Genomic DNA, 15,989 nt, shown 5'->3' with positions numbered 1-15,989 from the left:
GGACAAGGTTCACGTCGAGGGTCGGAAGATAGAGCGTGTCAAGCCGCTCGACCCCGGTCTCCGGCGATGCCGGGCGCGGGGGAGGCGCGTCCTTGATCACGGGCTTCGACTGCGGCCCGGGATTTCCGAGCTTCGACACGGTAGGTCGGTCGCTGAGCGGGGCAGCCTCTCTTGCCTCGCTCGTCGGGCGAGGCGCCTCGGTGTCCTCATCGCTTGAGAACAGCGATACCGGGCGCGGCAGCGCTGGCTTCTCACTCGAGGCGGCATCGACGGGCTCTGTGGGGGTCTCACGCCGGCGGCGGGCCGCGGGCGCGAGCGGGATCTCTTCTTCTCCCAGTGAAGGGGCGCGCTTGATCTGACGGCGGCTCGACTCGTCTCCGCCGGGCTGCCAGCCCTCTGGTTGCTTCTGCGGGGTCGCTTCTTCGCGAGGAGGCTTCCGGCTGTCGAAGATGCCCGGGATCTCGCGCGTGGCGCGCACGTTCTCTTCCGGGGCTCGCGCCGCGGGAGCCGCTGACGTGCCTTGTCGGGCCGCTTCGAGGGCCGCATCGAGCTCGAGGCGCAGGGCACTTCGACCGAAGCGGACCACGTCATCGAGCTGCAGCAGCATCTGGGTATCGGCGTTCAGCAGCGTTGTGAGGGCCTCTCCGCGGTCGAGTCGGATCACGCGGGTGGGAACGTTCGAGCTCTCCACGTGGAAGATGCCGTAGCTCTGCTCGCGCTCGTTCCACGCCAGGAGCACCTGCTCGCGGGGCAGATCGTCATCGTTGAGCAGGATGGCGTTCGTAGGGCGACGGTCTCCCATGCCTTCCCGGCGTCCGATGTAGAGCACCGTGCCGGTGAGCGGGAAGATGCGGCCACGATCAGGGCCTTCGGTGACGGTGAGCCGCAACCCGGTCTGCAGCTCGGGCCCGGTCTCACCTACGGCCTCCGGCTCACCTTCAGGACCGGCGTCGCGGGTGCTCTCTGGGGGCTTGTCGGCGATCTTTCGAGGAGGCTGTGCGGGACTCGGAACCGGGGGGCGCGGCGGAGGTCCCATGCTCGCGGGCGACACCTCACGCTCGGCCGGCGCGTTCCGCGGCACCCCCATCATATCTGGGAGCGAGGCTGCGGGTGAGGTCACCTCGGCCTTCTCCACGCGAAAGACGAGCAGACCGATCTGGATCACGTCTTCCGGCCCGACCAAGGCACTGACCACGCGCTTGCCATTGACCAGTGTCGGGTTGGTCTGTGAGCGATGGTGAATCGAGTACAGGCGGCGGGCGCCATCCCACTGAAGGGTTGCGTGATGACGAGACACGGTGGGTTCGGCAAAGTAGACCCAATAGGGATTTTGAGCGGTGGAGGTCTTCCGCCCCAGATGGATCTCTTCGTATCGGAGCGGGAAGATTCGACCGCGGTCTTCACCCTTGATGACCGCGAGCTGGAATCCCGTATCCAACTGAGCCAAGCGTGCTGACGCCTTCCTGGTTGTACGAAGGGGCTCTCCCGTGCTCACCCGCGCCTGGCGCTTGCGAGGCAGGGGCCTTTGTGGTTGGAAACTACCCCTTCGTTGTTGGCCCATGGACTTCGGCGTGGTAGCGCGATTCTCCCTCTGGGTGGGGCGGACGTGCTCCCGATGGACCTATCGGAGGAGCCCGCTGCGCAGGGCCAGCGACACGGCCTGCGTGCGGTCGAGGGCGCCGAGCTTGCGCAGCAGCGACTTCACGTGCGTCTTCACCGTCTCCTCGCTGATGACCAGCTGGCTGGCAATGGCCGCGTTGCTGAGGCCATCGGCCATGGCGGTGAGCACCTCGCGCTCACGTTCGGTGAGCCGCACGGCCGGCGCGGCCTGGGCGCTTCGCACCGCCATCTGGCTGGCCAGGGACGGGTCGACGACGATCTCGCCCGCACACACCGACTTGAGAACCCGGGTCAGCTCGTCGTCGGTGACCTTCTTGAGCAGATATCCCTTCGCCCCGGCGCGCAGGGCTTCAAGCACGTAGTGCTCGTCTTCGTAGACGGTGAGCATCACGACATTGACCCTGGGGTGCTGCTCGTTCAGCTTCCGGCAGACCTCGAGTCCGGTCGCATCAGGCAGGCGGATGTCGAGCAGGATCACGTCCGGGCGATGGCGTTCGACCGCGGCAATGGCCGCGGCACCGGTATCTGCCTCGGCCACCACCTCGATGGAGGGGTGATGGGCGAGCATGGTGCGCAGCCCTTCACGCACCATGGCATGGTCGTCTGCGATGACGAGGCGGATGCGCGTGTCGCTCACGCCTGTGCCTCAGGTGGCACGGGAATGGACGCGCGCACGCGCGTGCCTTCGCCGGGGGTGCTGCTCACGAAGAGCTCGGCCCCCATCATCTGCGCGCGCTCTGCCATGGACTCGAGTCCGAACGATTTCAGGCGCCCCGCCCCCTTCTTCTTCTGCATGAACCCTCGCCCGTCGTCTGTGAGCGTGAGGCGAACCTTGTCGGGGCTCATCTGCACGGTCAGTCGAACGCGAGTCGCCCGTGCGTGCTTGCGGACGTTGCGCAGCCCTTCCTGCGCGATGCGATAGATGCCCACCTCGATGTGGTCGGGGAGACGGCGCTCATCGCGAACCTCGAGATCGACATCGACCTGCGTGTCCGCGCGGAACTCGCTCACCAGGGATCGAAGCGACGGCACAAGCCCCAGGTCGTCGAGGGTCGAGGGGCGCAGGTTGTAGATCGCGGCCCGCGCTTCCTGCATGCTCAGGTCGACCTGCTCCTTGATGGTCTGCATCGCCCGTCGAACCTCGTCTCCGTCGGGCGGTTCAGGCAGCAGCTTCTCGAGCGCCAGCAATCGGAACCAGATGCCGACGATGCGCTGCGTCACGCCGTCGTGTATATCGCTGGCGATGCGCCGTCGCTCCTCTTCCTGCACCTGGATGCTCCGCTGCATCAGGCCTTGCAGCACCTCCTCGTCGCGGCGAAGGCGGCGGAGCAGCTCGGCGTTCTGCCAGAGCAGGCCCGCGTGCGCCCCCACGCTGCCCAGCTGCGCGGGATCGACCAGATGGGTTCCTCCGGTCTTGTCGGCATCGGCGGGGAAGATGAGGGCGCTGCGCACCCAGCCGAGCCAGCGCACGGGCACCAGCATGAGGGTATCATCGCCCAGGGCGCCGCGCCACGTCGAGTCGAGCCGTTCGGGGGCGATCTCGACCACGCTCTGTGCCATGAGGGCACTCGCCCAGGGCTCCTCTTCGGGCCACATCACCAGGTTCTGCGTCCGGCGCGTGTTGTAGCCGCGCGATCCGATGACCACCAGGGGCTGGGTGGCGTCGGCGCGCGCCAGCACGAGGCAGGTTCGCGCGCGCGTGACGCTGGCCATCGAGCGCCCGAGGGCCCGTGCGAGGCTTCGTCGATCCTTGGGCGCGCCCACGTCGAGCAGATGGCTCAGGGCGCGATAGCCCTCGAGCTCGCGCTGATCGACCATGGCGTCGTGCAGGAGCAGCAGTGCCGCGGTGCAGATGCGAGCGTGGCGCCGCAACGTCGCAAGCGACTCGGGGGGAGGGTCGTCGATCACCAGGATGCCAACGTTGCGCTTGCCTCTTGCCAGGGGGATGCAGTGGAGTCGATCGAGATCGCCGAGTGCGCCGAGCACCGGGGCGAGCCCCAGCATGTGCGACGCCGGCCCGGCCGTCAGCGTGGGGGGGCACGGGGCCTCGGTCTCGGCCGCCTCCGCGCGGCCAAGGCGGCTTCCCGCCCAGAGAGCCTGTCGGCGCCGCGGGTCGATCACCACGAGGTGCAGCGCCAGCGCGCCGAGCGACGCCGGCACGCTCGAGAGAACGTCTTCCACGAGGCGACGGCCACGAGGGCCCCAGAGCAGCGTGAGGCGGCGTGAGATCTGAATGGGCTCGGCCGTTTTCATCGCGGGCTATATCCCTCGGAAGAGGGAGAACTTCCTCCCCCTGATTTTCACTCGAAGTGGGAGGTGCGCGGAGGAGGAACATGCTGTATAGTCAGGGTGTGAACACGGTCTCGAGAGCGCAGACCGCAAGACACGAAATCGTTTTGACTAGCAACGAGAGGTAGGCAACATCATGTCAGAGTGCAACGAAGTGAAGCCGTCGAAGGTCAGCAAGGGAGGGCTCGGCTTCGTGCTCGGCCTGCTCACCGGAAGCCTCATCGGCGCCGCGACCGCGATTCTCACCGCACCGCGCAGCGGCGTGGAGACCCGCGAGCTGCTCAAGGAGAAGGCCTTCCAGGCGAAGGCCACCGCGGCCACCAAGGCCGAGGAGATCAAGGAAGACGTCGGCGAGTGGACCACCACCGCCAAGGGCAAGGTCGCTGAGAAGATGAACGAGGCGAGCGGCAAGGTTCGTGAGACCGTTGCGAACGTGCTCCATCGCCAGGGTGCGAACGGCAAGACCGTTGAGGTCTCCCCGAACTGATCGCGCCATCCACCGCATGCGCGGTGACGCGGGCGGGGCTCGAGAGAGCCCCGCCTTTCTCTTCTCCGTCGCGGTCCCCCCTGCTCTGACGGGAGGAAAGGCCTTCCGGGCCTGGAAGATCCCTGCTGTGAGCGGTGGGAAGCCACCGTCCACTCTCTCATCCGGTCGGCGCGCAGCGAAGTGGAGCAGCCATGAGATGTGTTCGATGCAGAGCGGGCGTGACGGGCGTGCGAACCTGCCCCGAGTGCCGCGATGAGCTCGCCGAAGCAGGGCACGACCTCTCTGAGATCGAGCGTCTCTACGATGACGCCGTGGCGAGCCTTGCCAGCGGAGAGCCGCAGCGCTCGCTGCGCCTGCTGCAGAAGCTAGGCCGACAAGACAAGCTGCACGCCGGCGCCCGCGAAGCCCTCGTCGTGACCCACGGCCTGCTGGGAAGACATGATCGGGCACTCGCCGCGCTCGAGTCGTTCCATGGGGGCTGGGCCAGGCTGGAGCCCGACGCCGCAACGCCGCTTCGGTCTCGCCCTCGCGGCACAAGCCGTGCCGCGCTCACGTCAACCGGTCGACGCAACGTGGCCAGCACTGCCGTGCGCGCAGCCGACCTCGCACTGTTCTACCGTCAGAAAGGTCTTCTTGCGCTTTCCGAGGGCGTGCTGCGCGACGCGATGGCCTCCGGCGATGATCTTGCGGAGCACCACCTGATCCTGGCCAGCGTGCTGCGCGCCCAAGGGCAGATGAAACAGGCGCTCCTCGAGCTGAAGAAGGCGCGCACCCGCGGAGAAGGGGGAGAGCATGCCGCGGTGGCCTATGAGCTCGGACTCTGCCACGAAGCGATGGGAGAGCTGAAGAAAGCCGCGCAGCAGGTCGCTTCCGCCGTCGCGCTCGAGCCGGACAATCCGCACATGCACCTCACCCTCGGCATGCTGTACGAGAAGCAGGGCCGTCCTCGCCTCGCGCGCAAGGCCTATCGTGTTGCGGCGTCGCTCGACAGCGCCTTTGCGCCCGCGTTCGTCGACGTCTCGTTCCGCCTCGCACTGGCCGCGCTCGAGGAAGGCAACCTCGAACGCTCCCTCCAGGAGTTCACCACGGGCCTCTCGGAGAGCGCCTCGCTCTTCTCGCCCGCCGTTGTGGGCGAGGTGGAGCATCTGGTATCGCATCTCGTAGCGGGGGAGCAGGTGAGGGCCTACGCCGAGGCGTCTGAGCCGATGCGCCGCCTGTCGCGCAAGGCCTTGGCCGATGTCGAGGATGCCTTCGGCCTCGCGGCCCGACTGGGTGCGTTCGTCGGCCTCTCGTGCTTCTGGGATGCTTCAGACGACGGCGAGCCCGGCGATGCGGTGAAGCCCTTCGCCCCGATGGGCGTTGAGCCTGACGCGACCTGGCTTGAAGGTGTCGGGCCAGGGGGGTGCCTGTTGCGCGGGGTCTCCGTGGGCCCGCAGGCATACCGCAGACCCGCGAAGCGGGGGCGACGGCGCGTGGTCGACGAGAGGGCAGAAGCCACAGCCATGCTGGCTCGCCCAGCAGCCTCCCTGGGCTTTCCAGCGGTCTCGTTCGAGTATGTCTTCGAGGAGTGGCTGGGCATGCAGGCGCGCATGGCGAGCCGCCGCATCGTTGATCGGCCCCTGGCAGAGCCAGAGGTCTACCAGCGGCTCGTCTCGGTTCTCGGCGCGGCGCTCCAGCGTGTGCGCGGCGCGCTCGAGCGCGAGGGCCTTCTCAGCGACGATGCGGAAGCCGACTCCGAGGAGAGCGTGGAGGCGGGAGTGGCGCTCTGGGCGGCGATTGTGGGCGGATATCTGCTTCGCGGCGCCCTGGAGAGATGTCGTCGGTATCCCCCCGAGTTCGTGCTGCATCTGGTCGTGGCGGAGCGCTATCGCCAGCGGAGGCTCTTCGGGCGTGCGCTGCAGGAGCTCGAGGCGGCGGTGGCTGTTGTTCCCGAGAGCGCGTCCGTCCACAACCTGATCTGGAACCTCTGCATCCGCGAGGGGCGCTACGCCGAGGCCATCGAGCACTGCCACGCGGTGTTGCGCTTCACCCCGCACGCCATCTACCAGGCCGCGGCGTACAACGATCTGGCCTACTGCATGGTCGAGCGAGGAGAGAATCCCAAGCTCGCCCTTCTCTACACCGAGAAGGCGCGAGAGCTGGCGCCCCAGCTCTTCGATGCGCACGTCGCCGACACCGTCGGCTGGCTGCATTTCAAGCAGGGCGATCTCGAGGAGGCGCTGCGCCTCATCGAGCAGGTCATCGAGGCGGGCTGCTCCGACGAGAGCGCCTTGCTTGCGACCTCCCTCCACTTCTATCACTACGGCCACGTGCTCCAGGCTCTCGGTCGCGAAGAAGACGCCAGCGAAGCCTTCGCCGTGGCGCGCGAGCTGGAGACCGACGCTGACTCTGACTGGGGCATCACGCGACGCCTGCGCCGGGAGCGTCGAAAGGCGCGCTGAGCAACCGGTTCGCAACCTCGGCAGGGGGGGCGCAGTCTCGAAACGAATGCGCCTCTTCCAGTCGTCGGTCTTTCCGACGCATCCCGCAGAGACCGGGCGCGAGCATGGGCTTCCCGCGGGTCCGGTCACTCAACCCATTGGAGGGGCAACGCAATGATCAGCCCGATCGTCTACTTCCTGGCGGGCTTCACCCACTTCATCATTCTCGCTTTTGTCCTGTACCAGATCTCGGCAACGGCGGCCGCTTCCCGCGAGACGCAACAGAACACCGAGCGCATGGTGCTGCTGCTCACGGTCATGGCCAACAAGCAGGGCGCCAGCGACGACGACATCAAGAAGGCACTCGGCAGGTAGCCCGAGCGGCCTGGGTACGCGAGCCAGTGCACTGGCTGCCCGCTCGATGCAGAATCGAACGGGCAGCCGTCGGCTCACGCCAGTTCCGCTGTTGAGCTGGGCGACACCAGGGGCTGCGGCGCAATGAGCGCAGATGCCCTTATGAGCGCATCGAGGCGTCCCGCCACCTCCGGGTTCTCCTCCAGATAGGCGCGCACGTTCTCACGCCCCTGTCCCAGCCGGTCGTCACCGAAGGTGTACCAGGCGCCGCTACGGTTCACCAGACCCTGGTCGACCGCAACATCGAGCAGGCATCCGGCCCACGAGATGCCGCGACCGAAGAAGATGTCGAACTCGGCCACGCGGAACGGCGGGGCCAGCTTGTTCTTGACGACCTTCACCTGCACGTGTGAGCCGATGGGGTCGGCCCCCTGCTTGATGGTCTCCTTCTTGCGCACCTCGAGGCGCACGCTCGCGAAGAACTTCAGCGCGCGCCCTCCAGGGGTCGTCTCCGGAGAGCCGAACATCACGCCCACCTTCTCCCGGATCTGGTTGATGAAGATGGCGCAGGTGCGGGTCTTCGACAGCACCGCCGTGAGCTTGCGCATGGCCTGCGACATGAGGCGGGCCTGCAGCCCCACGTGGGCATCGCCCATCTCGCCTTCGATCTCGGCGCGGGGAACCAGGGCCGCCACCGAGTCGAGCACGATGACATCGAGGGCACCGCTGCGGGCGAGCTGCTCGAGAATCTCGAGCGCCTGCTCACCGGAGTCGGGCTGCGAGACCAGCAGGTTCTCACAGTCGACGCCGAGGGCCTGGGCGTAGGTGGGGTCGAGGGCGTGCTCCACGTCGATGAAGGCGGCGCACCCCCCCAGGGCTTGAGCGCGGGCCACCGCGGCGAGGGCCAGGGTGGTCTTGCCCGACGATTCCGGGCCGTACACCTCCACCACACGTCCGCGGGGCATGCCGCCGACGCCGAGGGCGATATCGAGGGTGAGGGCGCCCGTGGGGATGGCGTCGACCCGCAGCGCGGTCGATGCCTCGCCCAGGCGCATGATGGCGCCTTTGCCGTGGTGACGGTTGATCTGATCGATGGTCTGCGAAAGGATCTGGTCGCGCTCTGGGTTGCTGCTCTTGAGCTCAGTCTGCATGGGTGGAGTTCCGGCCTTTCTCACTGTTCTCGCACCCACTGCGTGTTTCGAAGGGGCGCGGCTGGAAGGCCAGTGTAGCCGCGCGCGGCCCTCGAACGCCAAGAACAGCGCGTGAACGCCGTGTGAACTTCTCTCGCATGCGCCGCGCGCGTCCGATGCGGTGAAATTCATGGCGCGCTTGTTGCTGCCGATGCGAAGCATTTCAACATCGGCGTAACATTGAACGCAGAAATGATGTTGTCTCGATCTTTTTCACGGCCCCATCTCGCGCTAGGCTGATGACACAGGAAGGCGAGGGGCTGCGCATCGGGGGATGGGCAGCCGTGCTCTCACGACGATGGGAAGGACAAAATGGCATGAGCGAAACAATCGAACCAGTGCACACCCCCAGCGCAGGCGCGTCGGGAGGCGTGAAGCACGCCGCGCCGGCGAAGAGCGCCAAGCCGGCCGCAAAGACGCAGAGCGCGACTGCTGGCCATGCGGGCCATCCCGGTCATGCCCCCGATTCGGTGAGGCTGTCGAGCGAGGCCAGGGCATCGCAGAAGAGCGGTGAATCGTCGCAACTCGTGGGCGCGCTGCGCCAGAACGTGGCTGAAGGCGGTCCCCGAGGCGGCTCGGTGAAGGCCATGAGCATCGATGAAGGCAGCACACCGCGTGGGGGGTCGCAGTACGGCATCGATCCCGGGCAGAAGGTGGCGCCACTGGCCAGCGACTCGGGCAACAGCAGCGATCGAGCCCAGGGCAAGCAGGAGATCGCGGGGCTGCTCGACCGACCCGATCTCGGCTTGTCGAACGAGCAGAAATCGATCTTCACGGCGGAGATCCCCTTCGAGCAGTCGCGCCCATCGCTGCGGGGAGAGACCGGACCCGGCGGTCCGGGGGGACGTGATGCGTCGAAAGACTACAGCGACAATGGCGCCATGAACGTCGGGCCGTTCAACGACAACGTGGCCATGCTGTGGAAGTACGGCGACCTGAAGATGCCCACCAAGGGCGGTGGCGAGAGCACGGGCAACCCCAAGGCCTCGATGGATGACGACAACAAGCAGATCAAGAGCTTCGACTGGGACAAGATCCGCTCGACCTACGGCAAGAACGTGTCTGACAAGTCGCTCGGAGACATCGTGAAGGCGAAGAAGACCGCTCTCGACACGCTCGGCGTCGACAACTACTACGCGGCGCGGCGCGTGGGAACCAAAGGGGTCTCGCCCGGCGGATCGGAAGGGCGGCACAACGGCCTTGGCTACGATCCGTCCACCGACCCAAAAGGTCCGCAAGACCTCAAAGACTGGGTGCGTGAGCACAAACAGGTGGCAGGCCACTTCATGGGCAACCCCTCGGCGCGCACCGACGGCTACCGCTATGCCACGCGAGATTTCCCCTGGATCTGAAGGTGAGCGCGTAAGCGCGTGAGTGCGGGGCGAAGGACTGTCGCCTGCTCGTGGCCAAGTGCCCTTCTCCCTGATGGACACCGCTCCATCGGGGAGAAGAGCCTGTGGTGCGCGAGGTGTTCATGGAACCACTTCAAGAAGGGGTCGTGCTGCGCGAGCGGTATCGCGTCGAGGCGCGGGTCGAGACCGGCAGAGACGAGAACCTGTATCGGGTGCGCGATCAGCGGTTCTCCACCGACTGGGCCATGCGCGAGTACGATATCACCGTGCTCGCACCCGACCATCGCGAAGCAGCCTGCGCCGCGTTCGAGGCCGAGGCCGCGCGTCTCGCGCCGCTTCGACATCAAGGGCTGGCGCAGATCGTCGATCACTTCATCGAGGGTGATCGCGCCTACGTGCTCTCCGAGTGGGTCGAGGGCGTGCCATGGGAGGCCCTGGTGGCGCGTCACGGGGGGAAGCTGCCCCTCGAGATGGTCGCCGATCTCGGGGCCAAGCTGCTCGATGTGGTGTACTTCTTCCACACCGGCTACGATCCGGTTCCCATCCGCGTCATCGGGCCTCGCACCGTCTGGGTGAACGAAGACGAAGAGATCAAGCTCTACGATCAGGGCCTGGGCATGCACTTTCGCGCGGGCGAAGGCACCGCAAAGGTGTGCGGTGCGCCCGGATATCAGGCACCGGAGCACCTCGCGGGCGGCCCACCCGATCTCTTGATGGACATCTACGCGACCGGCGCGCTGCTGCACCTCGCTGTCACTGGCAGCCCCCCGGGCGAAGGGCAAGGGCTGGGGCCGGAGGTGCCCCCCGCGCTGGCCCGCGTCATCACCAAGTCGGTGAACCCGGATCCGACGCAGCGGCACTTCGACACGGGTGAGCTCAAGCACGATCTCATGGCCGTCGCCGAGGGGTTTGCGCCAGACGACACGCCCAGTGCCGGTGCCGTCGCATCTACCGAGGCCCCCGCGGTTGTTGATGGGGCAAAGGCGCCCAAGGGCCAGATCGTGGGCTCGAAGCGCTCAGGCGGATGCGCGCCGGTTCTCATCGCCTGGCTGGCCATCTGCGCGGCCTGGTGGTTTGCCTGAGGGGCCGCTCACGCTACCCACGTACAAATCATTCGTATGTGACCTCTCTGACCCACGTGAATTGATCTGCTGGGTGAACGATTCGCTTCAGGGCCGATACCGACAGCCTCAGCGGTTCGCGCGGGTCACCGCGTCGATCAGGGGGCGCGTTCCCGGCCAGCCCGACGCGCGAAAGCGAATGGTGCCGCGGGCGTCGAGCACGAGCACGGTGGGCACCTTGCGCACGTGGTACTGCTCGGAGACCGCGTGCCGCACGTCGAGCAGCACGGGATAGAACGGCGCGGGTGCGTCGTCGGCCTGCGCGAGCAGCTCCTGGCGCGTCGGATCGACAGCCACCGCGACGAGCTGCGCGGGCACGCCCCGATCGGCGAGCTCTCGGTAGCCGTGGCGCACCTCGCGCCACGTGTCGCACCAGAACGCCCAGAAGGTCACGATGGCGGGGCGTCCGCGCAGCGACGAGAGGCGGAGCGTGCCGCTCTGGTCGGCGCGCGGCAGCGCGAAGTCGGGCGCCGCAACGCCCACCGAGGGCCAGGGCTCGCCCGCGAGGCCAGGGGCCCCGCAGAGACTGATGGCGAGCAGGCAAACCATCACTGCAACGGGGGAACGCGCGCGCATCACGGCTTCACCTCGAGCGTGGTCCCCGCGCTCTGCCCCCGCACCGATGGCAGGTACATCATCTCGGCAATGGTGGACATCACACGTGCCTGTCCGCCGTTCTCGGCGACCCCCCGATAAGTGATGGTGGTGATGCCACTCTCCAGATGGGTGAAGAAGAAGGCCACCCGATCATCGAGCACGTCGCGGCGGTTGTAGGTTGGGTTGACGTCGTCGGCCTCAGTGACCTCGAAGCCCGCCGGCAAGGGGTCCTCGACGAGCACGTGCGCACGCGCGTCGGGCGACGACACATCGAGCACCACGCGCACGTCCTCGCCCGCGCGCAGGGGACGCGTGGCGTCGGCCCACCCGCCCCTGGCGTCGCGAACCTGCCACCGCCGCTTCACCGAGATACCGCTCTCACGCTCGCGGGGAACCTCGGGAACGAACGCGCGCGCGTCGCGCGAGACGTATACCACGCCTGCGCCGCTCGCCTCGATGCGCACCACGTTCTCACCGTCGATCAGCGCCGATGCGGGCACCTCGATGACGCGCTCCTTGTCGAGGGGCTGATCCGGAGTCACGGCAATATCGCCGACCGCGTGCCCGTTGACCGTCACCCGAGCGTCGTAGCGGGGAGTGCGCTCGCGGGTCGACCCCATGAGCTCGCCCAGGGCCAGCAGGGCGAGCGCGGTGGTTCGGGTGGTTCCCCAGCCCTCGCCCTGGCGCGCCTGCATGAGCCACGCCGTCGCCTGCGCCACGCGCGGGTCGGCGGGCGCGAGGCGCACCGCCGTGGCGAGCAGGGCCGCCGTCACCTCGACATCGCTGTTGCCCCACTGATCGTCCTTGCGAACAGATCTCCAGTGAAACAGCGTCTCACCCTCGGGCACACCTCGCTGCCAGGCCAGGTCGAGCACGCGACGCGCCTCGGTCAGGCGTCCCTGGTTGGCGAGGGCGTCAGCCAGCAAGGCGAGGCCGAAGGGGCCAAGCTTGCCGGCGCGCTTCACAAACGAGGTGAGATTGGGCGGGGGCCCTGCTGTCCGCTTGCCCCTGACGCGCGCACCCGGACGCGTCACCGCATCGGCGGCGGTGACGGCGCGCAGCGCGAAGAGATCCTCCTCGTCATCGATGGGCGTGAGGTCACCACGCGTGATGACGCGCGAGAGCAGCCATTCCCGTCCATTTCGCATGACCTCCGGCGCCACCGGATGACCGGCTCTGCACGCCAGCGCCAACCCGTACACCACATAGGCGGTCATGCGCCCATCGCTCTCGTCGCGCTCCCACCAGCCCCAGCCGCCATCGTCATGCTGGTAGCCGTAGAGTCGCACGAGGCCGGCCCGCACCACGGCGGGCAGGCGACCTTCGAGCGTGGCATTGCGCAGACCCGTGCGCTTCAGCACCGAGGCCACCGCAACATCCGGCAGAAACGACGACATGGTCTGCTCGGTGCAGCCGTAGGGGTAGGTGACCAGCGTGTCGAGGCCGCCCAGCGCGGCCGCGGCGATGCTCGGGGCCAGGCGGAGGGTGACGCGCCGCGCGCTGCCCGCGGGAAGGGTGAAGCGATCGTCCAATGCCGACCCCGGCGTCGTCGCGGCCTTGCGCCACGCGCGAGCGATCACGACCTCCTGCCCGTAGGGGCGAACGGGGATGTCGAAGCGCTCGCCGTCGGCCAGACCGGTCTCGGGGGCGCGCGCCTGGATCTTCAGGCCGATGCGCTCAGGACCGGCCGCGGGCGCGACCACTGTCCAGGTGACCTGGCCCGACGATTTCGCCGCCACCTTCACGGTGCGCGGCCCGGCGTCGGCGATCTCGGCGCCGCTGGTGACCAGGGTGGCCACGACGCTCTGCGGGCGGTCGGTGAGGTTCTGCACCTCAGCGGTCATGGCGAGCCGGTCGCCCACGCGCATGAAGCGGGGCGCCGCCAGGCGCACCATGAGCGCCTTGCGCGCCACCAGCGTGTCCTGACCGAGGCCCACCTGCACCGTCGGGGTGATGGCGCGCACCGTGCCGCGCCAGCGGGTCAGGTTCTCCGGCAGCGGCACCTTCACGGTGGCCGTGCCATCGGCCCCGGTCGTGAGCACCGGGTTCCAGTACGCGGTATCGCGGAAGGTGTGCCGGGGGACATCGGTCTGTGGGCGCGGCCGCTGCGGCACGTTCTGGTAGGAGCCGCCCGTCACCTCGCGCGAGACGGTGTAGCCCGTGACCACGTCGTTCTGCCGACGGCCGTAGAAGAACGCGCGCGGGTCCTGCGTGGTGTCGGCCTGCAGGGCCAGCAGGGCCTCATCAACCACCTGCAGCGAGAACTCGGTCTCGACCGGCTTCCCCTTCACGTCCTTGATGCGCACCTGCCACGTCGTCTCGTCGCCCGGACGGCAGCTCGACTGCAGCGGCTGCACCGACACATCGAGAATCTTGTTTCGGTCGGGCACGGCCAGCGCGAGCGCGCCGCCCAGGTACTGGCCGCCCTGCACGATGCTCGCGTGCACGTAGAAGCCAGGCGAGAGCTTCGGCGTGACCGGGATCTCGCAGGTGCCGCTGCCGCCCTGCAGACGAAAGACGCGCTGCTCGTGCACGGTGGTGCCCTCGATGGTGAGGTAGACCCAGGCATCTTTCAGGCCGCTGTTGATGAGCACATGGGCCGTGTCGCCCACGCGATACGAGCGGCGGTCAGACACCAGCTCGAGCGAGGCCTGGCCGTTGGCGGTGCCTCCCCCCGAGGTCCAGAAGAAGGCGTGGGCAACGGTAGGGCGGCCGCTCTCATCGCGCGCCTCAGCCACCACGCGGTAGTAACCGCCGACCGGGACCTTGAACGACCACTTGGCCCGCCCATCTGCATCGGTGGTGGCCTGCCCTTCGAGTGCCGTCGCCGACCACGTGGGCGTGCTTCGCATCTTGGGGAAGTCGGCCCGTTCGACCCGCAGCCTCATGGCGGTGGCGCAGGGGGCGCCCGTCATCGTGGTGGCGCGCAGGAAGACGGTGGCCGCATCGCCCGGCGCCACCAGATCGCGCTCGAGCCATGCGGCGGTCTGCAGGCTTGCCCGTGTCACCAATACGGTGGCGCTTGCGCTCGCCTGATGATGCTCGGCGTCTTGCACCTCGGCCGTGACGGTGTAGTCGAAGTCGGTCTCGCCAGCCTCGGTCTTCACGGTCACGGTGCCCATGCCCTTGTCGTCGAGAGACACATCTTGCTCGCTGACGGTCTTCGGGGCGTCGAGCAGCGGCGCGCTGCGCAGTTCCCACAGGTCGGTGGGCGCGGGCGGGCCCGGCGCCACCCGCGGCGCGGCGGTCACGACGACGTGGGCCTTCCCTCGAGCCACCGGCATGCCGGTGAACGACTCGGCTGTGATCGAAACGGTGAACGGCTGCTGCAGCCGCACATCGGCGACCTGCGGCTTCACCTTCACCTCGAACCAGGGCTTGCGGTACTGGCGCACCGTGAACGACTGGTAGAAGCGCCGCGCGCCCCACTGGGTCACCACATTGTACTCGCCGGGCGGCGACACCTCGGGCAGCGTGAGCTCGCCGTGGAACGATCCGAAGCGGTTGGTGCGTGCGTCTCTCTCGAGCAGCACGTGATTGGCGGCGTCGCGCACCTCGACCCGCAGCGCCTGATCGGCGGCGACCACGCCTGCGCGTTCGGCAGTTCCCTTGAAGTACACCGTGTGGCCGCCGCGATAGAGGGGGCGATCGGTGAAGAGGTAGAGTTGGTCGGCGGCCGCGGCGGTGCCGTAGACGCCCTCGCTGTACACGGCCCGTGACGATCGATCAGAGGCCACCACGGTGAGACGGTGCTCGAGGGTGCGCGTGAGCGGCACGCGGAAGGTGCCGCGCGCGTCGGTCTTCACCCGCGTGCAGTGCCCCGGGCCGTTCCACACATCGACGGTTGCGCCCGCGAGGGGGTGCGCCGCCTTCTGGTCGTATACGTAGCCTGCCACCACGTCGCGGGTGTGGTTCACCACAACGCCCAGGGGCGAAACGAAGTACAAGAAGCGCAGCTGCGTCACCCCGTTGCTCACGGTGAGCAGGTAGGCCCCTTCGTCGCGGATGGGCAGGCGGTAGTCGCCCTCCAGGCCGCTCGCGCCACGGTGCAGGCGACTCTTGGGATTCGCGGGGGTTGCGTCGCGCCACCGCTCGACGTGCGCGTGCACGACCTGCCCGAGGGCGCTGTCCGGGAGGCGTTCGACCTCGATTGCGCCGTCGCGCAGGGGCAGCGATCGCAACCGATGCACCACGAACGACACGTCGCGCTGCCCGCTCTCGACGATGCTGATCTTCGGCCCCTAGCCCTTCGGGTTCCAGTACTGGTTCGAGGCCTGATAGGCGAAGAGCGTGGGATCCTGCTGGGTGGGCGCCGCGATGACGGCGGCAGCCAGGGCGACGAAGCAGAGCAGCACGGTGATGACGCGTCTCATCGGGAGACCTCCTCGGCGAATCGAATGGCGCGCATGCGGAAGATGTCGCAGGCGTCGCGCGCGGTGACGCCGGCCTTGCGGTAGCCCCAGTCGAGGCGGGTGCGAGGGTCGCGGCCCTCATAGGGGAGCACGACGCCCACCTTGTCACCGCAGCGAACCACCAGCCCCTCGTCGAAGGCCAGGTCG

At 68.0% G+C, this 15,989-nt stretch carries 12 protein-coding genes; 5 read left to right on the top strand and 7 right to left on the bottom strand.

Annotation, left to right across the window (positions count from 1 at the left end; genetic code table 11):
- The 3 genes from EB084_07090 to EB084_07080 form a co-directional block, all read right to left on the bottom strand.
- Window positions 1–1,438: FHA domain-containing protein (locus EB084_07090; GenBank protein NDD28015.1), on the bottom strand; the 1,438-nt coding region annotated here is incomplete at its 3' end.
- Between the two features lie 183 nt (window positions 1,439–1,621).
- Entirely contained in the window at window positions 1,622–2,212 is a 591-nt protein-coding gene (locus EB084_07085) for a DNA-binding response regulator (protein NDD28014.1), read from the bottom strand.
- Window positions 2,213–2,253: 41 nt separating this feature from the next.
- Window positions 2,254–3,873, bottom strand: a complete 1,620-nt coding sequence (locus EB084_07080; GenBank protein ID NDD28013.1) for a sensor histidine kinase — start codon at window positions 3,871–3,873, stop codon at window positions 2,254–2,256.
- 172 nt (window positions 3,874–4,045) lie between these two features.
- Here EB084_07080 and EB084_07075 point away from each other — a divergent pair, with 172 nt between their 5' ends.
- From EB084_07075 to EB084_07065, 3 genes are all read left to right on the top strand, one after another.
- Window positions 4,046–4,396 (top strand): YtxH domain-containing protein, encoded by a 351-nt coding sequence (locus tag EB084_07075; protein NDD28012.1) that lies wholly within the window; start codon window positions 4,046–4,048, stop codon window positions 4,394–4,396.
- Window positions 4,397–4,587: 191 nt separating this feature from the next.
- Window positions 4,588–6,837 (top strand): hypothetical protein, encoded by a 2,250-nt coding sequence (locus tag EB084_07070; protein ID NDD28011.1) that lies wholly within the window; start codon window positions 4,588–4,590, stop codon window positions 6,835–6,837.
- Window positions 6,838–6,990: 153 nt separating this feature from the next.
- On the top strand, window positions 6,991–7,191 hold the full coding sequence (locus tag EB084_07065) for a hypothetical protein (GenBank protein ID NDD28010.1): 201 nt from the start codon (window positions 6,991–6,993) through the stop codon (window positions 7,189–7,191).
- A 74-nt stretch (window positions 7,192–7,265) separates the two neighbouring features.
- Here the strand turns inward: EB084_07065 and recA are convergent, their stop codons facing one another.
- Window positions 7,266–8,321 carry a recombinase RecA gene (recA, locus tag EB084_07060; GenBank protein NDD28009.1) on the bottom strand — a complete coding sequence of 352 codons (1,056 nt, stop codon included), beginning with the start codon at window positions 8,319–8,321 and terminating at the stop codon, window positions 7,266–7,268.
- Between the two features lie 377 nt (window positions 8,322–8,698).
- Between recA and EB084_07055 the strand changes: the two genes are divergently transcribed.
- Together EB084_07055 and EB084_07050 are read left to right on the top strand one after the other, a co-directional pair.
- Window positions 8,699–9,712 carry a hypothetical protein gene (locus tag EB084_07055; protein ID NDD28008.1) on the top strand — a complete coding sequence of 338 codons (1,014 nt, stop codon included), beginning with the start codon at window positions 8,699–8,701 and terminating at the stop codon, window positions 9,710–9,712.
- 104 nt (window positions 9,713–9,816) lie between these two features.
- The gene (locus EB084_07050) at window positions 9,817–10,794 is read left to right on the top strand and encodes a hypothetical protein (protein NDD28007.1); all 978 of its coding nucleotides are present in this window, start codon (window positions 9,817–9,819) and stop codon (window positions 10,792–10,794) included.
- A 108-nt stretch (window positions 10,795–10,902) separates the two neighbouring features.
- On the opposite strand, the gene EB084_07045 is transcribed toward EB084_07050, so the two are convergent.
- The 3 genes from EB084_07045 to EB084_07035 all read right to left on the bottom strand — a co-directional run.
- The gene (locus EB084_07045) at window positions 10,903–11,409 is read right to left on the bottom strand and encodes a hypothetical protein (protein ID NDD28006.1); all 507 of its coding nucleotides are present in this window, start codon (window positions 11,407–11,409) and stop codon (window positions 10,903–10,905) included.
- Window positions 11,409–15,632 (bottom strand): hypothetical protein, encoded by a 4,224-nt coding sequence (locus tag EB084_07040; GenBank protein NDD28005.1) that lies wholly within the window; start codon window positions 15,630–15,632, stop codon window positions 11,409–11,411. The genes EB084_07045 and EB084_07040 overlap by 1 nt, the downstream gene beginning before the upstream one ends.
- A 167-nt stretch (window positions 15,633–15,799) precedes the next feature.
- On the bottom strand, window positions 15,800–15,989 hold a 190-nt coding region (locus tag EB084_07035), incomplete at its 5' end, for a hypothetical protein (GenBank protein ID NDD28004.1).

The sequence above is a fragment of the Pseudomonadota bacterium genome (genome assembly GCA_010028905.1).
Lineage (GTDB): Bacteria > Vulcanimicrobiota > Xenobia > RGZZ01 > RGZZ01 > RGZZ01.
The sequence above is the reverse complement of the archived record's forward strand: the minus strand, read 5'-3'. Positions and strand labels throughout refer to the sequence as shown.